Consider the following 24,333-nt stretch of genomic DNA (forward strand, 5'->3'; position numbering starts at 1 on the left):
CAGGATCGAATTATAAGGGGGCAAATCGAATGAGCAGTCTTTCAAAGAAAATCATTAAGGAGAAGGAAACGGCATCCTATACAGCCGGGGACTATTTAAAATTTTTAATTCCCTCTCTGATCGGGGTTTTACTATTTATGGTGCCGATTCAAGGAGAAGATGGGATTACGATCCCGGTTGCATATTTAGCAAATCAAATTAACGGGTTGCTGGGTGCTTCCATACCTGCGATTACTGTTACTATAATGGCTCTATCAGTTATTGGTTCACTGATAGCAGTAATTTTTAAACCGGCCTTTATCTTAAACCGACCATATTTGAACAAATTGCTGAATGTGAGTAAATTTTGGGCAGCAGCCCGTTTGCTTGGAACAGTTTTTGCTATTATTACTTTATTTGAGATTGGTTTGGAACCGGTATATTCAGAGAACACTGGCGCACTCTTAATCTATGATCTAATTCCAATCTTGTTTACTACCTTTCTTCTGGCAGGTTTATTGCTGCCGCTTTTATTAAATTTTGGCCTGCTCGAATTTTTTGGTGCATTATTGATTAAAGTGATGAGGCCTGTTTTTAAGCTGCCGGGACGTTCTTCGCTTGATTGTCTGGCATCATGGGTAGGTGATGGAACAATTGGAGTCCTGCTGACGACAAAACAATATGAAGAAGGATATTATACAAAGCGGGAGGCGGCAGTTGTTGCAACTACCTTCTCGGTTGTTTCCATAACGTTTACGATTGTTATTATTCAATATTTAAATTTAGAGCAATATTTCATACATTACTATTTAACAATTGTCCTTGCTGGTCTGGTGGCTGCTGTAGTAATGCCGCGGATTCCGCCATTATCCAGAAAAGCTGATACAGCTTATGAAGGAACAGTAATGAAAGAGGAAACTTCTATTCCTTCACATACTACACCTGTTAAATGGGGATTAAATAATGCAATAAAAAAGGCACGTACCAATAATAGTGCTGCAGCAGTTGTAAAAGAAGGTTTTGAGAATGTTTTAGACATGTGGATGGGAGTTCTGCCGATTGTTATGGCCATTGGGACGGTTGCCCTGGTGATTGCTGAATTCACTCCTGCTTTTACGATTCTTGGCAAGCCGTTTGAGCCAATCCTGGCTCTTATGCAAATTCCGGAAGCGGCAGAAGCGGCCCAGACAATGGTGGTTGGATTTGCTGATATGTTCCTTCCAGCTGTGATTGGGAGCGGCATTGAAAGTGAAATGACAAGATTTGTCATAGCCTGTGTCTCTGTAACACAGCTGGTTTATATGTCTGAAATGGGCGGTTTGCTTTTAGGGTCGAATCTCCCTGTCAGCATAAAGGATTTAATTCTTATTTTTCTTCTGCGCACGATGATTACGCTGCCGATTGTTGCTGCTGTAGCTCATATTATATTTTAGGGATTTTTTATCGCAATTTTAAGGGTTTGAAGGGAAGGGGAAGGTTATGAAGCAAGAAGCATTAACATCACTGGTCATTAAAAACCTTCACACAGTTAAGAATCTTGAAGCTGTATACGAACTTGAAGCAAGAATATGGAGTGTGGAAGAAGCTGTGCCGGTTAATCATACAGTGGCAACGGTTAAAAATGGTGGGTTTGTGTTAGGCGCGTTCCTGGAAGAGGAACTGGTCGGTTTTCAATATAGTTTTCCCGGCTTTGACGGCACAAAGGCGTATCTCTGCTCCCACAGCCTGGGGATTCACCCGGAGTACCGGGCATCGGGGATTGGTGAAAAGCTGAAATATGCTCAAAAACAGACAGCGCTTGAGAAAGGCTATGATCTCATTTCCTGGACATACGACCCTCTTGAGACAGTTAATGCCAATCTCAATCTTCATAAGCTCGGGGCTGAATGTACTCAATATATAGAAAATGCTTATGGTGAAATGTCAGATCATATGAATGCAGGCATACCATCTGACCGATTTTTAGTGGAGTGGAGAATTCAAGATGAAGGTCCTGTGCGCCAATTGTCTGCTGAAATTCTGCCAAGGGCATTAGAAACAGGGGTCGCTGGAGGTTTGGCTGTTCCTGGAAGTTTAAATTTAGACTATGAAAATGAAAAAATTCTTATTCCGGTCCCAGGGAATTTCCAGGAAATTAAAAAGCGGGATTTTGAATTGGCTTTGAAATGGAGAAAGAGCACGAAAGAAGCTTTTGCTCATTATCTCAGTAAAGGCTGGATTGTAACAGATCTTATAAAGGACGAGGCTGCGGAAAGTCAATACTTATATCTTTTGGAAAAGAGATAATGCCGGGAGAATGGGAATATGGAAATTAAAAGCATCGTTTTAAGGCACGTGAAAATGGAGCTGCTGAATCCGTTTACAACAAGTGTCGGAACAGAAGTGGATAAGGACTTTATTTTGGTGGAAGTAAAATCAAAAAGCGGACAATCAGGCTGGGCGGAGTCGGTCTCCATTATGGAGCCGATTTACAATGAAGAAACAGTTAAAACAAATTGGCATATTATGAGTGATCATTTAATACCCATCCTTTTTGCATCAGAGATTCGGCACCCTGATGATGTTTCAGAAGCATTCAGACCAATAAAGGGAAATTTTAATGCCAAAGCAGCGCTGGAGGGTGCAGTCTGGGACCTTTATGCCAGGGAAAGTGGGATATCGCTCTCAAAAGCTCTGGGCGGAGAAAAGGAAAAAATAGAAGTGGGCGTTAGTGTCGGCATTCAGGAGTCGGAAATAAAGATGCTTAAACAAATTGAAGGAAACGTAAATGAGGGCTACCAGCGGATTAAAGTGAAAATTAAGCCTGACTGGGATGTGCATATCTTAAAAGCCATCCGTGCCCAATTTCCTGATATTAAGCTGATGGCTGATGCTAATTGCGCCTACACACTTAATGATATTGATCATCTTCAAAAGATGGAGGAGTTTAATCTAATGATGATTGAACAGCCTTTGGATCATGATGATATTATCGACCATGCCAAGCTTCAAAGTCATTTGAACACACCAATTTGCCTGGATGAAAGTATACATACCTTTGAGGATGCCAGAAAGGCGATTGAGCTCGGAAGCTGCAGAATCATAAACTTAAAAATTGGCCGGGTTGGCGGGCTTACAGAGTCAAGAAAAATTCACGACCTTTGCAGAGATCATAATATTCCGATGTGGTGCGGCGGAATGCTAGAAGCAGGAATAGGACGTGCACATAATTTAGCTATAACTTCCCTATCCAATTTTACACTTCCAGGTGATACAGCCCCGTCTTCCCATTACTGGAAAGAAGATATCATCGAACCTGCAGTCACTATGGACAACGGTTTTATATTCGTGCCTCAGGGTCCGGGAATTGGCTATGAGCCTAATCGCTGTAAAATAGAGGATGTAACTCTTTATAGCCGTACTTTTTCAAAAAAATAACAATGATAGTCAGCGCCAGAGGCAACTCTGGCGTTTTACTGTGTGAATTGCAGCTCGCTCCCTATATTTTTGTATTGTGATACAAATCACCGAAAGTTTGTCGGAGTTTTGATAAACTGATTGCAAAATTTAGAATTTTGCAATATAGGGAGTGTGTAGTTTGAAGGTAAAACGGCTGGCGTTTTTGACCATTATTCTTACTTATATTTTAATTGTGTTTGGCGGTTATGTAGCATCTTCTGAATCAGGTATGGGTTGCGGACCTGAATGGCCTTTATGCAATGGGCTGGTGATCCCGGTATTGGAAGGAGATACATTAATTGAATTTACTCACAGAGTTATTGGTGCAGTACTTGGAATAATGACAGCTGTATTGTACTTTAGAATTCAAAAATCAAATCAGGTGCGGGAACTTGATATAGCTTCTAAGGTATTGATGCTGCTTTTATTAATACAAATTTTACTGGGGGCAGCTGTGGTTTGGATGGACTTGCCCGCTATAATTGTGTCTGTTCACCTTATGGTTGCGATGGTTTTCCTTGCTGCGCTAATCTGGATCTGGCGGCGTGCTGATGACCAGCAGGCATGGACTGAAACAAGAAAAGACCGGAGTATTCAAAACAAATTTAAAGCCGTATCGATGTTGCTGCTTCTTACTTTATTTCTGGGTGCTTATATTAAGCATCAATCATTCGGAGTGGCCTGCAGCTGGCTTGAATGTACAAATGGCTTCATGCCAGTATCTTTTCCGGAACTGATTCAGACCGGGCATAGGCTTCTGGCCGGTGTTTTGGCCTTTTACATATTTATTCTTACATATCTTTCATTTAAAAATAGATGGGAGGCTGGATTGCAGAATCGGCTTATGGCTGCCTCCCTGCTGGTTTTAGGTCAAATCATAATCGGTATCCTCACAATTATAAGTTACATTGAAATATCCTGGGCTGTTCTCCATCTTGCTTTTGGAACAGCGTTATTTGCAATCATTTTTGAGGCAGGAGTATTTGCCTCATATTCCAGCAGGGTCAGGAGGCCGGGGGAAAAGAGCAGTAATCATTATTATGGATAATAGCAATACTCAAAAAAGGCAGTCAGATGACATGCCTTTTTGTTTTGTGACAGTTTATTTTTGCAGATCTCTTTTAGTAATTTCGCTTCTGATATCTGCCTCTTTCGAGAACTCTGCATCCTGCTTTTTATTATTAGGATATTTGTTTTTTCTTTCGCGGTTATCATTTTTGTTGGTCATAGGTCTGCCTCCATTGGTAAGTGTACTGTTAGATGAAAGAAAGGCCGGCCCTATGGCAGGGCCGGTACCCCAGCAAACACTTTACTGATTTTGCTGGTTTTTAAGCTGCTGCTCTGCCATTGCGACAAGGCGCTTAGTCATTTCCCCGCCGACAGAACCATTTGCTCGTGCGGTTGTATCAGCACCAAGCTGAACTCCAAACTCATTGGCAATTTCCTGTTTCATTTGATCCAATACATTTCCTGCACCGGGTACCAAAAGTTTGTTTCTTGCCATGATACATCACTCCCGACGATGAATTGAGCATATAAATGCTCGTTTTTAACTTAACCGATTAATTAACGGCAGATGCAGCTATATAATTCCAATCCATTTAATTATATGTAAGGTTTTATAACATAAAAATTATAAATTTTCAAAAAACTGATTGACATAAATAAAAAAGGGAGTAAAATAAGGATTAAATCTACAATATGTAAGGAAATATAACATGTGTTATGTGTTAGTTCTTACACCAACAATAATAGGGAGGAATTACAATTGGATGCCACATTTTTAATGAATAGTCTTTGGGTGATGCTTGGAGCAATTTTAGTCATTTTTATGCTAGGCGGTTTCATTATGCTCGAAGCCGGTTCGACCAGGATGAAAAATGCAGGGCATATTGCAGGTAAAACGATTTTTACCTTTGGTTTATCATCATTGGTGTTCTGGGCCCTGGGCTTTGGTTTCATATTTGGCGACCATGCAAATTTCCTGGTTGGTCTTTCAAGTTTTTTTTACTCAGGTGCAGAGCTTGAGGGGATGAGCTTATCTTCTTCTGTATTCTTCGTATTTCAGCTGGCATTTGCCGGTATTTCCATTACGATTGCACTAGGCGGATTTGCTGAACGTGCAAAACTATCCGTTTACCTCATTTTCACCGTATTATTTTGCGCTATTGTTTATCCTGTCATTGCACATTGGGTCTGGGGAGGCGGCTGGCTTGCTGAACACGGCAAACAGGACTTTGCTGGCTCAACAGTTGTTCACTTAACAGGTGCTATGGCAGCCTTGGCTGCTACTATCTTGCTTAAGCCTCGAATTGGAAAGTTTAACAAAGACGGTTCGGCCAACAATATCTATGGCCATAACCAGGTATATACAGCCCTGGGTGTGCTGATCCTGTGGGTTGGCTGGTTCGGGTTTAACGCCGGCAGCACATTGACTGTAGAAGATGGTTTCTTTGGATTTGTCGCTCTTAATACAAATCTTGCTGCCGGAGCAGGTGCAGTTGCCGCCCTGTTTATTTCATGGATGGTTATGGGAAAATCCGATGTGCCGACAATGCTTAATGGCGCTCTGGCAGGTCTGGTGGCCATTACAGCTTCCTGTGCTTTTGTTGATACATGGGCGGCTGTTGTCATAGGGTTTGTATCAGGAATCCTTGTATTCTACAGTGTGCGTTTCTTTGAAAAGAGAAAAATCGATGATCCGATCTTTGCTCTATCTGTTCATGGTGCTGCCGGGGTATGGGGAACATTATCAACTGGATTCTTTACCACACCTGAGTTAGCATCAGTCGGTAAACCTGGGTTGTTCTATGGGGGAGGCTTCGAACAGCTGGGAGTTCAGTTAATGGGTGTCGCAGCTTCCGGCCTTTATGCTTTTGCTGTATCCTTCATAATTTTGGCAGCTGCCGGGAAGGTATTGAGAGGACTTCGGGTAACAGAGGAAGAAGAAATTATGGGGTTGGATTTAAGTGAACATGGTAGCTATGGTTATCCTGAAGTCTTCATGGCTGATGAAAACAAAAAGATAAGCTCGTAAGCAAGAATTGAGCTTTATTAAAGGGAGTGCTTGGATGGAATCATCATTTAATTCTTATCAATCCCTGAAAAAATGGAAAGAGGAACAGATTTTAAGATACCGCTCAGATCCCAACGCTCTGAATGATTTACACGATTCTATCATGAAAGAAGTTTTTCGCATAGCTTTGGAGAGAATTAAAATTGAAAGAGCATCCTCATGGAAATTTGCATGGTTCACAATGGGTAGCTCGGGGAGAAGGGAGCAGGGCTTTCTGAGTGACCAGGACCATGGATTGGTGTTTGAACCGGGGGCTGATGAAGCGGAAGTGTATTTTTTAGAGCTGGGGGAGGAAATTTCAAAAGGTCTGCAGGCAGTTGGATATCCATATTGCGAAGGGAATGTGATGAGTTCTAATCCGCTATGGTGCAAATCATTCTCTGAATGGAATGAACAAATCCATGCATGGATACAGGAGGAGAGTCTGCAGACGATAAGGAATCTCCACATTTTTTATGACAGCAGAGTGCTGGCAGGCGAGGAAAAGTATATAGCTGAATTGAAGTCTTTTATTACCGTGAACATTCAAAAAAGCCCACATCTGCTGACCAGAATGATGGAGACCACCATGCATATGAAAAAGTCGGTAGGTCCATTTGGCCAGCTTCTGACAGAGGAGAAGGGAAGCCATCAAGGGGAGCTGGATCTCAAATACTCTGCATTTATACCTTATGTAAATGCTGTTAGAATCCTTGCTGTGAAAGAAGGAATTCAGGCCACATCTACTATTGCCCGAATCAATAAAGTTATGAAAATAAATGAATATGAGGGAATGGGGAAATATCGAAATAATTTTGCTGCTTTGTTAAAATGGAGGCTTCAGTCATACAGGCAAACAGATACCTATGATGATACTCACTACATTCAGCTTAAAACCTTATCAATATCAGAGCGAAATGAACTGAGAGATATTTTAAAGGATGCCAAAAAACTTCATCAGTTTGTGGTAAGGACCATTCAAAAGGGTGCAGGTTGATGAGGTTCCATCCTTTTGTCCAATTTGTCAGAGGTATTCAGGGTAAACTTCAGACTAACATGTTAGGTGGAATAAATGGTCAGAATCCGCAGCATATAGCATTTATTAGACAAATGCAGAGGGAGCTGGAGAATGCAGATTTAAAGGCTATCCCCTTAGGAAATTTAGATGTGGTTGTCTTTGATATTGAGACAACTGGATTTTATCCTGATAAAGGGGATCAAATTATTTCGATTGGTGCTGTTAAAACAATTAGCGGTAAAGTCAGTGAAGACTGTTTTTATTCACTTGTTCACTTTGATAAGTCTCTTCCAAGTGAAATAAAGGAGCTGACAGGTTTATATGAGTCTGATTTAGAAAAAGCTCCTCCCCTCTCAGGGGTATTGATTAGCTTCCTTGAGTTTGTTAAGGAAATGCCGCTGGTGGCCCATCATGCGAACCATGAGAAAAGCTTTATGCAGTATAGCAGCTGGAAGCTTTTCCACACGCCATTTAAGCATAGGATTTTAGATACTTCCTTCCTTTATAGAATAGCTGACCCTAATAAACCATTAAGAAAATTAGAAGACCTTTGTGAATTTTATGGCATCCCTGTTAAGGGTCGCCATCATGCTCTGGGAGATGCAAAACTGACAGCTCTCCTGTGGTGTCGCCTAATCGAGGAAGTTCATAAATCAGGGTGCTCAAACTTAAAAGAAGTTTACGAGCGCCTGGCCAGGTTAAGCTGACAAAAGGCAGCTTTGGATGGTGAAGATTAAGCAAGCTGAGGCAACTTCGGACAGAAATCATGTGGTTAAGCCAGTTGAACCTGGAGAAACTTCAGACAAAAACCTGATTGTTAAGGAAGTTTGAGTCCGAACCAGGAGCAACTTCAGACAGAAACATGATTGTTAAGCCAGTTTGAGTCTGAACCTGGAACAACTTCAGACAGAAACATGATTGTTAAGCTAGTTTGAGTCCGAACCAGGAGCAACTTCAGACAGAAACATGATTGTTAAGCCAGTTTGAGTCTGAACCTGGAACAACTTCAGACAAAAACCTGATTGTTAAGGAAGTTTGAGTCCGAACCCCGGTCCTGGCCGTCATAAAAACCCTTCCATTTAATCAAAATCAATGCCCCAATCACGATAAGATTGGGGCAAATTTGGTATCCTAAATCCCAGGGCAAAAAGCACAAAATTCTCCCTTAGAATTCCCCGTCAAATGGAGTAAAAGGAATGTTAAGTCTATTCTCAACTGCTCTAAGTCTTTGGTTAAGCCGATTCAACCTTCGTGTATGACGGTCAACGGTCTGATTAAGCATCCTGACCTGGTCAGTCAAATTGACCAGCTGCCTGTTAAGGCGGGTAATCTCTCTGGATTGATCCTGATTTTGTCTTTCTAAAGCAGTAACCCTTCTTTCGAGTTGCTGTGGCTGTCTGTCAGTATCATATTGTTCGAACTGCTGAATTTCATATTCAGGGGTGAAGTGGGCTGCTGGCTGAGGAAGATAACCTTGATAATAGCCATATGGATACATTGGGCACTCTCCTTTTATGCAAAAATCCTCTAACTCCTTATAATCTATGCATAAATGGGCGGAGAGACACGGCAAATGCCTATTTTAATGGCGGGCTGCTGCTTTGTGGTCGATATTATCTTTAAAATAGAAGGTTTTAAAACGGCCGCCTTTGTTTACATGAAAGGGGGGGCTTTGCTGATTTCCGAAACAAGAGAAGCAAGTGACTGCATCTGCTGGTCATCGAGGTCAAAAGCAATTTTGATCTTGTTTTCCAGATCAGCTGTTACTCTTCTCTTGCCCACCTCAACCAGAGCTATTAAAGAGAAGCTGCAGCTGACAACTCTTGCGAAATCACGCTGTGTCATGTTATAGCTCTTTCTGATTACTTTAATTATTTCTTTGTTCATTCTTATTCATCCTTTAACAATTCACCCATTTTTCCAGGGCTATGTTTTTTGTCTTATAGCTATAAAATTAGCATTGTAGTATAGGTTTGTCAAAGTAATTTAATAACAATGGAAAAGCAGTTTAATAGATTGGCTGGAGGTATAATAACTAAATATGAGGATAAAAAGAAAATAGAAAGGAGCTTTGCCTGTTGAATATACTTTGGGATTTTGATGGTACTTTATTTGATACATATCCAGCTTACACAGCGATCGTGAGAGAGGTTATGAATGATAAAAAGGTTTCCGATGAAGAGATTTTTTGTCAGCTAAAGGTTTCTTTTAGTGATGCTTTTCAACATTTTAAGTTAAATAACGAACAAATAAAAACAATCAGGATGAGGGCGAGACAGCTGCGTCCTAGTGATTTAAAGCCTTTTCCTGAGGTGGAGCAGGTATTAAAGCAGGCTGATAAGAATGTGATCATGACTCACAAGGAAAGAGAAGATGTTCTTTCGATATTAACTTTCCATAAATTAGATGGGTACTTTGCCGATATGGTAGCAGGTGACGACGGCTATCCGCGCAAGCCCCACACAGCTTCTTATGAATTCTTGCACCAGAAGCATAAGGTTGATTTAGCAATTGGGGACAGGGAAATAGATATTCTGCCGGCAAAGAAACTTGGAATTAAAACCTGCCTTTTTCAGAATAAAACCCCGGGAGCAGATTACTATCTGACCCAATATAGAGATTTTAATATGGCAATAAAGCCATATTAGAAAAACTCCTGGCACTTTTGGATGCCAGGAGTTTTATTTTACATATCCAGTGTTTTTGGTGAATTTTCTTCCTTTATTATGTTCTTGTTCCATCGTCATATTTATCGCCAAACAGCTTTTTCTTTTTTATTGTTTCAAAGTCTGCTTTGTACTTTTCCTCTGTTGATGAACTGCTCTTTATTTTTGATCCGTTTTTTTCTTCTTCCTTCTCCTGTTTTAAGTCTTCCATTGGAATAGGATCAACATTCTTTTCACTTTCATACTTGTCAAATAAACTTTCTTTTTCGGTTTTATATTGTTCGGGGTTATCCATCTTTCCATCCTGAATGTTTTTGTCCGCCATATGGGTCATCCTCCTTATTTCCGGTTTTCTTCCTGAGGTTTTTCAGGCTCTCTTTGAGGTTCGATATCTCTATTGTTTTCTTCCTTTTTTTCTTGTTCTATCGAATTGTTTTTTTCTGAATTGCTATGATCCGCCATAGTTAAACCCTCCTTTAACTGTTAGTATTCATTACCCTCTGGCAGTGTAGCAAAACCTAAATGACGGATTGCAAGAGTTTAACTGTTTAATCCGAAAGAGGAGAAGATGCTCTGTAAGCCCATAAAAAAATGCACCTTCACTTCTTGTGTGAGGTGCATTTTTTAAAGCTTTAGGCAGCTTTTAGGTTCGGGTTATTCTTACGCAGCTGCTTATACTTAAGGATTTGATAAACATACCAGCCGGTAATTAAGAGTGTTATGACAGATCCGATCATCATTGATAGCTGATAATCCATTTGAAAGCCTTCAGGGGCATAGAAGATATAGGTGGATACTACTCCAGTCATAAACAATGCAGGAACACCGCTAATCCAATGGAATTTGTTATTTTTCAAAAGATACATAGTGGCTGTCCAAAGCATGACCGCTGCTGTAACCTGGTTTGTCCATCCGACATATCTCCAAAGGAATGAGTAATCGATAGTTGCCAGATATAAAGTAGGAAGAGCCACAGGTAAGGTGGTGATGACAGCCTTCCATTTCCTATCCATTTTTATTAAAGATGAAAGTGATTCTGCCAGCATCATTCTTGAAGAACGAAGGGCGGTATCTCCGGTTGTAATCGGCAGGATGATTACACCCAGTATAGCAAGGATGCCTCCAAACGTACCAAGGAGGCTGCCGGAAATTTCATTAACCACTCCCGCTGGACCACCAGCCGCTAATGCATCTTGAAGACCTCCAGTTCCGCCGAAAAGGGTCATGCCCGCTGCTGCCCAGATTAAGGCAATAATTCCTTCACCAATCATGGCGCCATAGAAAACCTTTCTTCCGTCACTTTCCTTTTTTAATGTGCGTGAGACAATCGGACTTTGTGTTGAATGAAAACCTGAGATCGCTCCGCATGAAATGGTGACCATCAGTAGAGGCCAGATTGGAAGTTCACCTGGATGAAGATTAGACAGTGTCACATTCGGTATGGATTTTTCACTGAAAAGCAATGCAACTGCAATGGATACTGCCATAAAAATTAATATTGCTCCAAATAGAGGATAAATCTTTCCGATTATCCTGTTTACAGGCAAAACAGCTGCAAGGATAAAGTAAGCAAAAATAATGAGCAATGATGCCATAAAACTTAATGGAGTTATGCTCGAAATCAGCTGGGCCGGACCGGCAGTAAATGCAGCGGCAACTAGAACCATTAAGAGAATTGAAAATATATTAATGAACGTTTTGGCCGGTTTTCCTAAATATCTTCCGACAATGCTTGGAAATTGCTCCCCTTTATGCCTGAGAGAAAGCATCCCTGAAAAATAATCATGAACCGCCCCGGCAAAAATAGAGCCGGCAACAATCCAGATAAAAGCTGCTGGCCCGTATAATGCACCCATAATTGCACCAAAAATGGGACCTAGCCCAGCGATATTCAACAGCTGAATCAAGCTGCCTTTCCACCAGCTCATCGGAACAAAGTCCATTCCGTCTTTTTCCGTATAAGCAGGTGTAGGGCTGCTGTCATTTATACCAAATATTCGCTCTACAATCTTGGAATAAAAGACATAACCTGCAATCAGCAAAACAATCGAACCCAGAAAAGTCGCCATGAAAAAATCCTCCTGTTGTAAAAAATTATAAGTATAATCTGAAACTTAAGAATATGTTGAATATTGTACAAGGAAACTGGAATAAAAAGCAAGCTTATTTCAGAAAAAAAGATATTTTCCGATAATAATAATTTGGATTGGATAAAGTGAAGGAAGTCAAATAATGAAGGAACCCTCGTGCAAATGAAACCATAAGCTACTATAAGTTCATTTGAAGGGGGGAAGACAATGATTATCCTTTCGAATAATCAGAATAAACCGGGGGCTTCCAGTTTTTTTGGAGTTCAGCGTGAAATTTATCTGGCGCTTGACGGCAGTCCCGAGACACATCAATACGATTCAATGCATGAACTGCTATTTGATATTCTTTTGAGGGAGAATATCATCAAAGCAGCCAGGCAGCTTCATGGTAGCCGTGTGGAGTTTGCACCCTTTAATACATCACGCTTCAATCCGCGCATATGGAGAAGGACAAAATATGGTTACCTGCTTGATCCAACTGTTTTACCGTCCGATGCAATCATGGATGTGTTCACGAACAGCCGGGAATATGCTTTTGAATGTACAACAGCCATTGTGCTGATTTTTTATAAAGCTGTATTGGATTCCATTTCTGTCAGCCGCTTCAATACACTATTTCAGGGACTTCTAGTATGGGATTGGAATTATGATCATGACCTGTCGATTGTTACAAAAAGAGGACGGAATTTCATACCTGGTGATGTAGTTTATTTTTACAATCCTGATTATGATCATCCTGTTTGGACAGGTGAGAATTCCGTTTATTTGGGCGGGGGCATGTTCTTTGGGCATGGAGTAGGCATGGAAAGCGAAGCAGGGATGATAAGAGCTCTTAACACGCTTAGAAAGCCAGGTGCTACAAGGGATGCTTATCTCATTTCACAGCATAGCCGATTAAACGTGAAGTATCTATCACAGTTTGCCAAGCGGCCACTATCTATAGTTTGAAACGAAAGTAAGCTGACATTTCAATAGGGTGAATCGCTTATTTTTCAGAAGCCATTCACCCAGAATTATCCTCAATTGTAGTATATTTAGACGATTTTACTCATACCTCGATATTTGTATCCTAAAGAAGGCATATTTCCTGTGAATGTGGGAAAACAAAAGATAATGATTATAGATATATACACCAAATTACTTGATGTTTAAACATTAAAGGAGACAGAAATATGAAATTATCCCAGGTTATTAATTGCCTAAAGGATAGCGGGGAGATGGGTGTGCTTACAGACGATCCTGATATTACAGGGATTGAAATGGATTCACGCAAAGTGGGGAAAGGAAGCCTTTTTGTTGCAATTAAAGGTTTTCAGGCAGATGGACATGACTTCATTGGACAAGCTGTTGAAAATGGGGCGGCTGCCGTAGTGGGTGAGGACGCAATTGAGTTAAATGTGCCTTACATAAAAGTAACGGATAGCAGAACCAGTTTGGGGAAACTGGCGAACTGCTTCTATGATCGCCCTTCAAGAAAGCATAAAATAATAGGTATTACAGGAACTAATGGGAAAACAACCACTGCCTATATTTTAAAGCATATACTGGAGACTGCAGGCAGGACCTGCTCCCTCTTGGGTACTGTGTCAAACATTATAAATAACAGGGAATATAAGACCTGCAACACGACTCCTGATGCCCTGCAGATTCAAAAAATGCTGAGTAAAAGCCATGATGAGTTTGTCGTTATGGAGATTTCTTCTCATGCGCTGGAACAGTCAAGAACTGAAGGTCTGGAATTAGACTACGCGCTATTTACTAATCTGGCTCATGACCATCTGGATTATCATGATAGTATGGATCAGTATTTTAATGATAAAAAGAAGATTTTCACCTTGTTAAAAGAGGACGGTAAAGGAGTCGTCAATCTTTATAATTCATGGGGAGAAAAAATGGCAGAGGTTCTGCAAAATGAAAAGATTCCTTTGATTATGCTGGGTGATCAGAAGTGCTGTTCAATAAAAGACATTGCTATAAATGGAAAGACTGTTTTTATTCTCGAGGTGAGAGGGAAATCGTTTGAAATTGAATTTCCTCTTCCGGGTGACCATAATGTTTATAATGCAGCAATGGCTTTTTTGACAGGTATTGATTTGGGGATAGACCCGGAAGATATGATTAAGGCTTTGGCTTCATTTCCCGGTATACCTGGCCGTTTTGAAATGATTATTCATCCATCAGGAGCTAAATTTGTAGTGGATTATGCTCATACAGTGGATGCATTTGAATATTGCCTGGACACAGCGAAGCAGCAGGGGGCTGAAAGAATCTTTCAAATTTATGGATTCAGGGGCGGAAGAGATCAATCAAAACGTGTGGATATGATTAAAGTTTCGGCAAAATACTGCCATAAATTTTATTTGACCACTGATGACCTTAACGATGAGTGTGAAAATGAAATGTTAAGCCAATTAATTTCTATAAATAAAGAATATGGAGACGGTAAGGGTGAAGTGATCCCCGACCGGACTTTGGCTATCCGGAAAGCTTGGGCTGAAGCAAAAAAGAATGACTGGATCTTTATTACAGGAAAGGGACCTGAAGCTTATCAACAGTCATTTGCTTTACCGGCAGATAATGATTTGGAAACCTTAAAGCTGCTGAAAACTGGAAGTGAACAGGCAGTCTTATAAAAAAAAGGGTGCAGACCATGACTCGGACTGCACCCTTTTTGTCTATTCAATAAGGTCTAAATAATCAGCTACAATTCCATCCAGTGGATAATGCTTTAATTTATCTGCTTCTTTCTTTGAACGCACAGTCCAGGCAATTGCTTTCAAGCCATTCGCATGAATTAGATCGATCACACGCTTATTAACCACTGTCCACTTAGGATTCAGGTAGCTTGCATATTCGGCAATGTTTTTAATCTCCATTTTGTCAGGAGGATAGTTGATTAAGATGGCGACAGGGATTTCCGGCATCAGTTCATGAAATAATCTCATTGAAGCTGTTTCAAATGACTGCACAATAATATGATCTTGACCTTTTGAATCTAGTTTTCTTTTTTTTAGTTCCTCGGCGATCATCTTTTCAATGCCCGGATATAGGGATGGTTTTTTTAACTCAATTAAAAGACCGACACGATCCGCATATTTGTCCAAGACCTCTTCAAATGAAGGGATACAGGCACCGCTGAATTTTGCAGAAAACCAGCTGCCGGCATCCATTTTTCTGAGTTCATCAAAGGTGAAGTCAGAGACTTTTCCTTTATGGTCGGTTGTGCGGTCTACAAGGGAATCGTGAATCACCACCAGCCTTCCATCCTTGCTTAATTGCACATCAATTTCCAGATAATCTGCTCCCATTTCGATTGCACGGTCATATGAGGGAAAAGTATTTTCCGGGCAGTAGCCGGCAACTCCCCGATGGCCAATTCTTTTTATCTTATGTGCATTATTTGCTATTTTCTTAATGCCGAAAAATGAAATAACTGTAGCTAAAGCTGTAAAAAAAACATTTTTCATTACCTTCAAAGTCATTTCTCCTCGCCATTTTTGCTCATCTTAAAGGATGTGAAAACATTTTGTCAACTGCAGTGGATTACCGGGTTTTGATCCCTGTTCATTTCCAATCCTCATAAACAATTGTACCGCCAGTCAAATCCAGGGTATTTCTTTCTCCTTTATAAAATAGTTTTCCTTCTTCTTCAACAATAAGGTTTTCATATGTAAATACACTCTTTCCGGAAGGAAGCTGAATGATAATTTTCTCACCCAGCTCTTTTTTGGGGGCTTCAATAGTAATGAGACTTTGAGAATAAAAATATAAAGCTGTAAAGGCAGCAGCTAAACATCCCAATAGGACAATTGACACCAGCATAAACTTGCTCTTGGGCTTCTCCATATGCAATTCAGATCTTGTCATGATTCCTATCCCTCCGCTAACCAGATATATAGGTTTATTCCACCATTTTTCACCAGTTAATCCTAAATAGGATTTTAAATCCTCAAATATGGTATGCAGGAATAGTAACGAAAATGACTATAACAGGGTGAAAATAAGACAAGCTGAAGAAGCAGCAGTATTGGTTTGGGAAAAATTTAGAAAAATGAAACAAATTCTGATTTTGTCTGTATATAAATTAAGCTGTAATAGTAAAAAGGAAGGAGGCACGGGGTTGATAGCCTGACTATAAAAATGGATAGGGTGGTCTGGCAGAAGCAGAGGCAAAGAGAAAAATCGCCGAGGCATTTGAACAGTATGGCCAGGCGGCTATGATGGATATGGTCATTAACATGCTTCCGGAATATGCGAAACAGCTTGCAAGCCCGTTATCGAATATTGATAAGATTACAGTGGTTGATACAGGGAGTGACAGCTCTAATGGCGGTGCCAATAAAGTAACCGGCTATGCCGCCAACCTGATGTCCACGATGCAGGAAAGCCTGAAAGCTTCATCCGGTATAGACGTGAAAGAGCTTCTCCAAAACTTTTCAGGCAAAGGAAACGTCCGCCAAAGCTTGGAGCAGCTGACTGAGGAAATCAAAGAAAAAGAACCCATCCAGCCCGCTAAAGATATCCAGGCCACTCTCGCTCATAAGAAATAATGAAATTGCCTAATTTTATCGGGGGAGATAACCTCAAAATGCCTTTATATCAACAATAATTAGAAGCCTTCACACCGAAGGCTTCTTTTTTATGAAGAAAACTGTGTATTCGTCTATCGCACAATCTGGGTGAATTGAATAGGATATATTGAATCAAACAAAGGAGGTAATTGACTATGTCAGACGGTTGCGGATACGGCGGCGGTTTCGCCCTTTTAGTTGTATTGTTTATTTTACTGATTATTATCGGTGCTTCTTGGGGTTACGGTGGATTCTACTAATAAAATATGCAGACAGATTTAATTGGCAAGGGAGGGGATTTTATAATGTATGGCTACGGATATGGCGGCTGCGGATACGGTGGTGCTGGATATGGCGGGGGTTTTGCGCTAATTGTGGTTCTATTCATCCTATTGATCATCGTAGGTGCTTCTTGCTTTAAGTGGTAATAGATTAAAAAGAAAAGCAGGGGAGCCTGCTTTTCTTTTGTATGCATACATAACAGTGTTTCCAAAGATGCCAAATGGGGAAAAGAAGCAGCATAAAAGAAATAGGGAGGTTTGCAAAATGGATGAACTTAAAACACAGGATCGGGAAAACACTATGAGGGAAATTTACTCCATATTGGAGGGCGGACTTCAGCGGGAAATGCATCAAAATGAATATAAGCTTGTTTCCGAGTGGGTAAGCGGTTTTAATCTGGAGGAAAGAGCTACGATATTAAATATGCTCAAGGAGCTTACCAATAAGCATATCCGAATTGATTAAAGGTCTCCGGGGCAGATGCATGTATTCGCTGCTTGACATGAGCCTATTGACAATAAAAGCCAGAAGCTTATATACTACAATCAAACAGGTTGAAAGGATGATTTAGGGGCATGAAGTTATAATCTTATTTTTTCTGGTATCTTTTTATATTTAAAAAGTTTAACCCGGAGAACATAGGATTAGTGTGCCCTTTTTTAATCATTTCTTATCGGAAGTGATGTCTGCTTATTTGTCTTTAAGCGGATTATATTTTATTTAGGCGCGCGTTTTTTATGTATTTGCACCATGTCCAATGATGGGTGCACAGTCCTCTCCGGGTACGGGGAGGTTTTTTTATGTGTGCAAATAAAATCAGCAATCACCACAATAACAGTATACCGGTTATCATGGCCAGGGATCTTCAAAAATCATTCGGAGATAAAATGGTTTTTTCTAATTTGGAATTCGATATTTATCAGCAGGATCGAATTGGTATTGTTGGCTTAAATGGCACGGGTAAGACTACATTGGCCAATATTTTATTCGGCAGTATCCAGGCGGATAAAGGGACAATCGAGCGGATGAAGGAGTCATATAGAATCGCCTATCTGCATCAGTCAGCAGATTATTCTGTGAGTGATATTCATGCTCCTGACCAAAGCCCGGAAGAAGAAATTGTCCGTCAAGCAAGCAAATTAGGACTCCCAAAACTCCATGCATGGAAAACGGAAAGGCTTGATTCTTTAAGCGGGGGAGAAAGGTTGAAGCTATCCTTAGCTAAGGTTTGGTCATCAAAACCGGATATGCTGATTTTGGATGAACCCACCAATCATTTGGATTTACAGGGAATCGAGTGGCTTATTGGGGAGATTGGCCAATTCTGCGGTCCTGTCATGATCATTTCCCATGACCGTCACTTCCTCGATCAGGCTGTCGGAAGGATTTTTGAGCTGCAAGAAGGCACTTTAAACATGTATGACGGAAATTATACAGCCTACCGGGAGCAAAAGCAGAAAAATTATGATGATCAGCTTCATCAATTTAATGTTCAGCAAAGAGAGATCGATCGGATCGAAAATCAGATGGCCAATTTAAAAAAATGGTCTGAAAAAGCTCACAGGGAATCAACTAAAGGCGGAAGTCCTTCTGAGAATAGGCAGATAGGATTTAAAGAATATAACAGAGTGAAAGCCAAAAAGAAGGATCAGCAGGTGAAGTCAAAAATGAAAAGGCTTCAGCAGGAACTGGATAAAAATAAAATTGAGAAGCCCGTAGAAGAGGCCAAAGTGCACTTTCAATTTGATTCATCAGGCAAACGGGGAAAAAGGATCATTGAAGCTAAGAACCTCTCAAGAAGCTTTGGAGACCGGACTCTTTTCAAGGATAGCCAGTTTTATATAAAGCATGGCGAAAAAATAGGGATTCTTGGATCCAACGGGACTGGCAAGACCACTTTTATCCGTATGCTGCTTGAAGAGATAGCCCCTTCTGATGGGGAACTTTGGATTAGCAGCACTTTAAAAATTGCCTATTTAAACCAGAATATGAATGATTTACCGTTAACCAAAAACGCCCTTGAAGCACTTGATCTCAGTGAACGGGAGCAGATTTACAGGGCAAGGACCCTATTAGCAAACCTGGGTATGAAGGAAACGAAGTTAAAGCAGCCGATTGGACAGCTGAGCATGGGGGAGCGAATCAGGGTGAAGCTCACAGACATGCTTTTAAAGGAATATGACGTCCTAATATTGGATGAACCGACTAATCACTTGGATTTGCCGAGCAGGGAGCAATTTGAAAAAACGCTCAAGGAATTTTCAGGAACACTCATCATTATTTCGCATGATTTATACTTTTTGGAAAAGTTAAGCACAAGATTGCTTGTATTTGAAGAAAATAAAATAACCAGATTAGAAATGAATCTGAAGGAATATCGTATGAAATCCAGAAGATGCAAGCAGAAAAAAGAGCATGATTCCATAAAAGAGCAACTTATGATTATTGATAACCGCATAAGTGCGATTCTTGGAGAACTCAGTCTGCTTGTTCCGGGTGACAGCAAATATGCCCAGCTGGATATTGAGTTTAATGGCTTATTAGATGAAAAAAGAACATTGTTAAATCAATAAGTGCAAAAAGGCAGGCCCCGATTATAATGGGCCTGCCTTTACATCTGATTTTACTTCTTTTTAGTGCTGTTAGTATTCTTCTTTTTTGCATTAATCCACAGTTTGCCTTCTGCTGTCTTGCGGGTTTCATTGCCGTAGTCATCTGTCACTTTCACTTCAATTTCTGCACCAGGTGCTTTTACATTTGAAGTGGCAGTATAGTAGCCGACATAATGGCCAGGGGAAGTTTCCATCATTGGAAGCTCAGTAGCGTTATTCAGCTGTCCGCCAGCATTTGTTAAAGGCATTCTGATGGCAAACGTCGCTTTTAACCCTGGATCACTTTCAAATTCGATTTTTACCGATTCGCCTTTTTTAAGCTCCTTGTCTTCTGCAGGAAGAAGATTTTTTATGGACGGAGCGGTATATTTAGCATCGACAGTGATTGTTTTCTCTTCGCTGTTCTTCGCTTTATCCTGTGCTGTTACCGTAATGGTGTTTTCACCTTCATCCAGCAGGATGCGAAGAGAGTATTCACCGTCTGTAACCTTTGCTGTCTGGCCGTTTACTTTTACCCAATCAAGGTTATCGTCAGAAACGGTTCCTTTAACAGTAACTGTTTCTTTGTTTGTTTTGGATTTATCTGCAGGGCTTGTAATAGACAGTTCCGGTTTTGTTTTATCATATATTACTTTTACAGGTTCAGAAGCATCGGTGGATCCTGACTCTGTTGATGCTTTGGCCGTAAGTGTGTTTTCCCCTTCAGTAAGTGAAACTTCTGCTGAGAAAGTGCCTTCGTCTGTACTATCAGCCGATGCGACTTCTTCTCCATTATTAAATATTTTTACAGTAGTGGTAGGAGCGGAAGTACCTTCAATAGTAACTTTACCCTGGTTCGTAAATGTTCCATCCGCTGGTGAAGTAATGACAGGTGCTGTAACTTCATAGTTTACTGTTGCTCGGATCATATAGTTACCTTCATCTTCAGGCGACGGTGACCAAGCTCCGCCTACAAGCTGCCAGCTGCGTCCTGCATACTCTCCATCCTCATCTGTGCCAAGGCCAGGAGCATTAGGATTTGGTGCTGATTGGATATAGACCATATAGAAGTCGCCATTTGTAACGATCCCTTCGTCACTGAGATCTACATGTGTCCATTCACCGTTTCTTAATGCTGTTGCTTCAAATGGCCCTGCAAGTTTTTTGCCTGGAGCTCCATCCGGTCCGCTTGCATCGTATACTTCCACTTTGAAGTCTGTACCGCCCGGAGTCGGCCAGCTTGTATCCCAGAAGCGGAATAATCCGCCGGTAACCATTGCGCTGTCATGGCCGGATGCAAGGGACATCTTAACTGCCCAGCCATTGCCGGCATCGTAGAATGCACGTGCATTTTCAGCTGTACCATCATCATATCCAATTTCACCCGGATATCCGATAAATGGCTTAAGCTCTACATTTTGCTCAAGAGTTGAGCCGCCTTCGATCGTGATGCTCTGCTCCTTGCTGTAGTAGGAAGGTGCCATGGCTTTTAAAGTGTATGTGCCTTCGTAGGCTGTGAGTGTATATTCACCGTTTTCATTTGTTGTTACTGGCTGTACTGCCGCATCTTCAATTAAAAGAAGCGTAGTGTTTGCAACAGGCTCGCCGGTTGCTTCATTTGTCACAACCCCAGTAACTGTGCCTTTAGGTATTTCTTCAAGGACAAAGTTTGCAGTCGCTTCTCCATCCTGCGGAATATTTACATTTTGTGTTTGAGAACGATATCCGTAAGCTTCCGCTTTTACTGTGAAATCACCTGAAGCATGTGTCATTTCAAAAGATCCGTTTTGCGGATTAGTGAATACGGACCTGCCTGATTCGAGCACACTTACTTCGGCAGTAAGCGGAAGAAGAACAGGTGCAGGCTGCTGCTGTTTCCCATCATCTTTTGCTGGTGCATCCTTTTTAGGAACAATTTTATCAGGATTTACCTTTTCCTTCTTTAATTCTGTAGAAGGTTTATCCTTGCTGATGCCAAGCTGTGCTTTGCCTGCAGGTTCAACTGGAGTATCAGATAACCTTACATCATCAATATACCAGCCTTGCTTTTGAACAGAGCCATCTGTAGTCACATTGAAAGCTACATAAACCCTCTGTCCTGAGTATGCACTTAAGTCTACTTCTGCATTAACCCAGTCTGTTGTATTGCCGTTTACTCGAAGAGCCTGTTCCCAGTTTTCCATATCTGTTGATACAAAAACGTGACCATAATCATAACGGTTTTCAAGCTCGTGCCATTGCTTAAATTGAAGGTAGGCATTTCCTTCAGGCAGGTCAATAGGAGGCATCTGGAGATTCATGTTTGCTCTATTTGCATAGTTCCCGTCAAGTTTAGTTGCATATACTTTTTCCCCGGATGCTGCATTGCCAGGGCCTGAAGATGGAACTCCCCACTCCCAGCTGTTTTCCGGTCCATATGAAGTCCAGCCGGCCGGCTGTGATTCAAAGTCCTGAGAATAGCCAATGCTGATTCCTGGTCTTACTGCCACTTCATAGGAGTCGGTTTCAGTTAAATTACCGCCAAAGTCATTGACCTTCCATTTGTAAGTTACAGAAGGTTCTGCTATGTTTTCTCCAGGAATAACTGCCTGGTAAGTACCATCTTTATAGTTGCCGGCTGTTCTTTCGGCCTCAATAGCGGCCCAGCTGCCGTCAGCTTTTAAGTATTCAAGATCCACTCTTGTGACGCTTACATTATCTGATGCTGTCAATTCAAGTGCCAGATCCATTCCTGCATATGTTTCCTGAGGTGCTTCATGATTGGCTTCAGGAGCCTCGGAGTCATCTCCTTCTTTTGCAACCTGGCCTTTAATCTTTCCAAGGCCGGTCAGTACGGAAGATACCGCATCGAAGGCATTTACGAGCCCGTATCCAAAACCATTATTTGGTGTCTCAGGATAAGTACCATTTGTCAAAGGAGTTGAGGTGGTCAGCAGGATCTCCTCCATCTCTTCAACAGTCAGACTTGAGTCAACCTGGCGGAGCAGCGCGGCAACCGCAGAAACATGCGGGCCAGCCATGGAGGTTCCGTTCCAGCCGCCTTCATATCCGCTTCCGGGAACTGAGGAACGTATGTTAACTCCTGGTGCAGATACATCAGGCTTAACTTCCTGATATGGAGATGGCCCTTGCAGTGAAAAGCTTGCTAAGCCATTGTTAATATCAGTCGCACCAGTAGCAAATGATTCCGGGTAGTTTGCTGGTGTTGCAACCGAACCAGGTCCGCCTGGATTAAACAAAGTAGTGTTTCCTGCAGAGAATTCCGGGAAAATTTCAGCTGCACGCCATGCCTGCACCATTGGACGATACCATTCATCCAGTCCAGGTCCGCCGCCCCAAGAATTATTGACAACATCAGGCGCTTTTTCAGGATGCGGATTTCCTTCAGCATCCTTTGGAGCCAGGATCCATTCACCGGCTTCAAGAAGGTCTACATCTGTTCCGCCGTTTGCAGTAAAGGCTTTTACTGCGATCCATTTCGCACCAGGAGCAACACCGATCTGATTGCCTCCATTCGGCTCGGCACCAACCATAGTTCCGGTTACGTGGGTTCCGTGACCTTGATCATCGTAAGGAACTGTCTGGCCTGCAGTGGCATCAAACCAGCTGAATTCATGTACTGGAGAATCAGGCTGTGCAGGGTTATAGCCCCGGTACTTTTCTTTCAATGCCGGGTGGTTCCACTGAACACCTGTATCAATGGATGCAACGACTGTACCGGATCCGTCAATTCCCATTTCCCATACAGCAGGAGCTCCGACGCGGTCGATGTTCCATTCGATCGAGCTAGTTTCTGCTTGTGTTTTAAGAGATTTTTCGGCCTCTTTAACAGGTTTATGAAGCTGTCTTGTTTCATTTGGAAGAATCTTTTCTACTTCAGGGAATACTGCGATTTGCTCCATAACGTCTTTTGTAGCTGTTACTGCAATTGCATTGACAATGTAGAAGGATTGAACATCTTTTGCCTTGCCGTCTTTTTCCTGTTTTTGAAGAAAATCAGCGACATGGCCTTGAGTTTCAATAGCTGTAGATCTTAGTGAGGATAGGACTGCAGAGCGTTTCATGTATTTTGATTTAGAGGCTGTCAGTTTTTGTGATGCAGCCGCTTTTTCAGCCTTTTTGGCCGCTGCTGGAGCATCAGCCTGTTCTTTGAACTTTATTAGAAATGTTACTTTATCTTCTTTATCAAATTGTTTAAGCAGTGAGCTGTTTATTTTGCTTTTTGCAGTCTGAGGTGCAGCTTTCTTAACTGAAGTATGCGGAGAGCTTTTGCTTTCTGCCGATCCCATACTTGGGAACATCAGCGGCAAAATCAGAAAAGCTGTCAGCATTACATAAAGAATGCGATTAATTGTTTTCCTTTTTCTCTTCAAAAAATTCCCTCCTTGTTTTGTTAATTCATATTAAAGTGCTAGTTAGCAATGAAGAACTCAACCACCTCCTATGGGTACTTTCCAAAAATGGAAAACCCTTCCGCTACCTTGTACTTTAGCTAAATTAAAGGCAGGAGATTGTCGAAAAACAAAGTATTTTGCAATGGTTTTATTAAAATAGCTACAAGGTTACATAGTTCACTCAGGGTTACAGGCTTAAAGAATGAACTTTTTATGGTTATTTATAGATTAAAAGTACCGCTTTTCCAT

The 24,333-nt window shown here is 41.3% G+C and carries 24 protein-coding genes and 1 pseudogene; 15 read left to right on the forward strand and 10 right to left on the reverse strand.

Translation table 11 applies throughout. The annotated features are described in order from the left end of the window. The first annotated feature begins 29 nt into the window (after positions 1–29). From CHI10_RS08940 to CHI10_RS08955, 4 genes are all read left to right on the forward strand, one after another. Complete coding sequence (locus tag CHI10_RS08940) at positions 30–1,412, forward strand: YjiH family protein (protein WP_095243962.1); 1,383 nt, start codon at positions 30–32, stop codon at positions 1,410–1,412. Positions 1,413–1,458: 46 nt separating this feature from the next. Then, entirely contained in the window at positions 1,459–2,265 is an 807-nt protein-coding gene (locus CHI10_RS08945) for a GNAT family N-acetyltransferase (protein ID WP_095243963.1), read from the forward strand. An 18-nt stretch (positions 2,266–2,283) separates the two neighbouring features. Next, on the forward strand, positions 2,284–3,396 hold the full coding sequence (gene menC, locus CHI10_RS08950) for an o-succinylbenzoate synthase (RefSeq protein WP_095243964.1): 1,113 nt from the start codon (positions 2,284–2,286) through the stop codon (positions 3,394–3,396). 160 nt (positions 3,397–3,556) lie between these two features. Next, positions 3,557–4,465, forward strand: coding sequence for a COX15/CtaA family protein (locus CHI10_RS08955; RefSeq protein WP_095243965.1), 909 nt, complete (start codon positions 3,557–3,559; stop codon positions 4,463–4,465). A gap of 54 nt (positions 4,466–4,519) precedes the next feature. On the opposite strand, the gene CHI10_RS22640 is transcribed toward CHI10_RS08955, so the two are convergent. Together CHI10_RS22640 and CHI10_RS08960 are read right to left on the reverse strand one after the other, a co-directional pair. Continuing rightward, positions 4,520–4,645: a hypothetical protein gene (locus tag CHI10_RS22640; protein ID WP_286137267.1), complete on the reverse strand. Its 126-nt coding sequence runs from the start codon at positions 4,643–4,645 to the stop codon at positions 4,520–4,522. An 81-nt stretch (positions 4,646–4,726) separates the two neighbouring features. Continuing rightward, on the reverse strand, positions 4,727–4,921 hold the full coding sequence (locus CHI10_RS08960; protein ID WP_009331132.1) for an alpha/beta-type small acid-soluble spore protein: 195 nt from the start codon (positions 4,919–4,921) through the stop codon (positions 4,727–4,729). A 264-nt stretch (positions 4,922–5,185) separates the two neighbouring features. Here CHI10_RS08960 and CHI10_RS08965 point away from each other — a divergent pair, with 264 nt between their 5' ends. From CHI10_RS08965 to CHI10_RS08975, 3 genes are read left to right on the forward strand one after another with little or no spacing between them, the layout of a single operon-like run. Next, on the forward strand, positions 5,186–6,454 hold the full coding sequence (locus CHI10_RS08965) for an ammonium transporter (RefSeq protein WP_095243966.1): 1,269 nt from the start codon (positions 5,186–5,188) through the stop codon (positions 6,452–6,454). A gap of 34 nt (positions 6,455–6,488) precedes the next feature. After that, positions 6,489–7,469, forward strand: a complete 981-nt coding sequence (locus CHI10_RS08970; protein ID WP_095243967.1) for a DUF294 nucleotidyltransferase-like domain-containing protein — start codon at positions 6,489–6,491, stop codon at positions 7,467–7,469. Next, entirely contained in the window at positions 7,469–8,197 is a 729-nt protein-coding gene (locus CHI10_RS08975) for an exonuclease domain-containing protein (RefSeq protein ID WP_095243968.1), read from the forward strand. The genes CHI10_RS08970 and CHI10_RS08975 overlap by 1 nt, the downstream gene beginning before the upstream one ends. 458 nt (positions 8,198–8,655) lie before the next feature. Here the strand turns inward: CHI10_RS08975 and CHI10_RS08980 are convergent, their stop codons facing one another. Both CHI10_RS08980 and CHI10_RS08985 read right to left on the reverse strand, forming a co-directional pair. Continuing rightward, positions 8,656–8,988, reverse strand: coding sequence for a hypothetical protein (locus CHI10_RS08980; protein WP_095243969.1), 333 nt, complete (start codon positions 8,986–8,988; stop codon positions 8,656–8,658). Positions 8,989–9,143: 155 nt separating this feature from the next. Then, the gene (locus CHI10_RS08985; RefSeq protein ID WP_095243970.1) at positions 9,144–9,377 is read right to left on the reverse strand and encodes a helix-turn-helix transcriptional regulator; all 234 of its coding nucleotides are present in this window, start codon (positions 9,375–9,377) and stop codon (positions 9,144–9,146) included. A gap of 191 nt (positions 9,378–9,568) precedes the next feature. Between CHI10_RS08985 and CHI10_RS08990 the strand changes: the two genes are divergently transcribed. Then, the gene (locus tag CHI10_RS08990; RefSeq protein WP_095243971.1) at positions 9,569–10,138 is read left to right on the forward strand and encodes an HAD-IA family hydrolase; all 570 of its coding nucleotides are present in this window, start codon (positions 9,569–9,571) and stop codon (positions 10,136–10,138) included. Between the two features lie 76 nt (positions 10,139–10,214). On the opposite strand, the gene CHI10_RS08995 is transcribed toward CHI10_RS08990, so the two are convergent. The 3 genes from CHI10_RS08995 to CHI10_RS09005 all read right to left on the reverse strand — a co-directional run bounded on the left by CHI10_RS08995 (position 10,215) and on the right by CHI10_RS09005 (position 12,225). Continuing rightward, the gene (locus CHI10_RS08995) at positions 10,215–10,481 is read right to left on the reverse strand and encodes a hypothetical protein (protein WP_076256854.1); all 267 of its coding nucleotides are present in this window, start codon (positions 10,479–10,481) and stop codon (positions 10,215–10,217) included. 14 nt (positions 10,482–10,495) lie between these two features. Beyond that, complete coding sequence (locus CHI10_RS09000) at positions 10,496–10,618, reverse strand: 3-methyladenine DNA glycosylase (protein ID WP_095243972.1); 123 nt, start codon at positions 10,616–10,618, stop codon at positions 10,496–10,498. Positions 10,619–10,788: 170 nt separating this feature from the next. Further along, positions 10,789–12,225 carry a carbon starvation CstA family protein gene (locus tag CHI10_RS09005; protein WP_095243973.1) on the reverse strand — a complete coding sequence of 479 codons (1,437 nt, stop codon included), beginning with the start codon at positions 12,223–12,225 and terminating at the stop codon, positions 10,789–10,791. 228 nt (positions 12,226–12,453) lie between these two features. Here CHI10_RS09005 and CHI10_RS09010 point away from each other — a divergent pair, with 228 nt between their 5' ends. Beyond that, positions 12,454–13,194 carry a protein-glutamine gamma-glutamyltransferase gene (locus CHI10_RS09010; protein ID WP_095243974.1) on the forward strand — a complete coding sequence of 247 codons (741 nt, stop codon included), beginning with the start codon at positions 12,454–12,456 and terminating at the stop codon, positions 13,192–13,194. A 224-nt stretch (positions 13,195–13,418) separates the two neighbouring features. After that, positions 13,419–14,879, forward strand: coding sequence for a UDP-N-acetylmuramoyl-L-alanyl-D-glutamate--2,6-diaminopimelate ligase (locus CHI10_RS09015; RefSeq protein WP_095243975.1), 1,461 nt, complete (start codon positions 13,419–13,421; stop codon positions 14,877–14,879). A gap of 42 nt (positions 14,880–14,921) precedes the next feature. Here the strand turns inward: CHI10_RS09015 and CHI10_RS09020 are convergent, their stop codons facing one another. Beyond that, complete coding sequence (locus CHI10_RS09020; protein WP_286137268.1) at positions 14,922–15,728, reverse strand: glycerophosphodiester phosphodiesterase; 807 nt, start codon at positions 15,726–15,728, stop codon at positions 14,922–14,924. An 82-nt stretch (positions 15,729–15,810) separates the two neighbouring features. Then, complete coding sequence (locus CHI10_RS09025; protein ID WP_095243977.1) at positions 15,811–16,113, reverse strand: hypothetical protein; 303 nt, start codon at positions 16,111–16,113, stop codon at positions 15,811–15,813. 284 nt (positions 16,114–16,397) lie between these two features. Here CHI10_RS09025 and CHI10_RS09030 point away from each other — a divergent pair. From CHI10_RS09030 to abc-f, 5 genes and pseudogenes are all read left to right on the forward strand, one after another. Continuing rightward, positions 16,398–16,796 (forward strand): annotated as a pseudogene (locus CHI10_RS09030) (flotillin domain-containing protein); the annotation flags it as partial. Between the two features lie 176 nt (positions 16,797–16,972). Continuing rightward, positions 16,973–17,077, forward strand: a complete 105-nt coding sequence (locus CHI10_RS09035; protein ID WP_076256869.1) for a YjcZ family sporulation protein — start codon at positions 16,973–16,975, stop codon at positions 17,075–17,077. A 45-nt stretch (positions 17,078–17,122) separates the two neighbouring features. Further along, positions 17,123–17,245 carry a YjcZ family sporulation protein gene (locus CHI10_RS09040; protein WP_076256871.1) on the forward strand — a complete coding sequence of 41 codons (123 nt, stop codon included), beginning with the start codon at positions 17,123–17,125 and terminating at the stop codon, positions 17,243–17,245. 118 nt (positions 17,246–17,363) lie between these two features. Continuing rightward, the gene (locus tag CHI10_RS09045) at positions 17,364–17,564 is read left to right on the forward strand and encodes a hypothetical protein (protein WP_076256872.1); all 201 of its coding nucleotides are present in this window, start codon (positions 17,364–17,366) and stop codon (positions 17,562–17,564) included. A gap of 335 nt (positions 17,565–17,899) precedes the next feature. Continuing rightward, positions 17,900–19,672 (forward strand): ribosomal protection-like ABC-F family protein, encoded by a 1,773-nt coding sequence (abc-f, locus tag CHI10_RS09050; protein WP_095243978.1) that lies wholly within the window; start codon positions 17,900–17,902, stop codon positions 19,670–19,672. 50 nt (positions 19,673–19,722) lie between these two features. Here the strand turns inward: abc-f and CHI10_RS09055 are convergent, their stop codons facing one another. After that, positions 19,723–24,021: a S8 family peptidase gene (locus tag CHI10_RS09055; protein ID WP_179288988.1), complete on the reverse strand. Its 4,299-nt coding sequence runs from the start codon at positions 24,019–24,021 to the stop codon at positions 19,723–19,725. Positions 24,022–24,333: the final 312 nt, after the last annotated feature.

It is taken from the genome of Bacillus sp. 7894-2, from assembly GCF_002272225.1.
In the GTDB taxonomy this organism is placed as follows: domain Bacteria; phylum Bacillota; class Bacilli; order Bacillales; family Cytobacillaceae; genus Cytobacillus.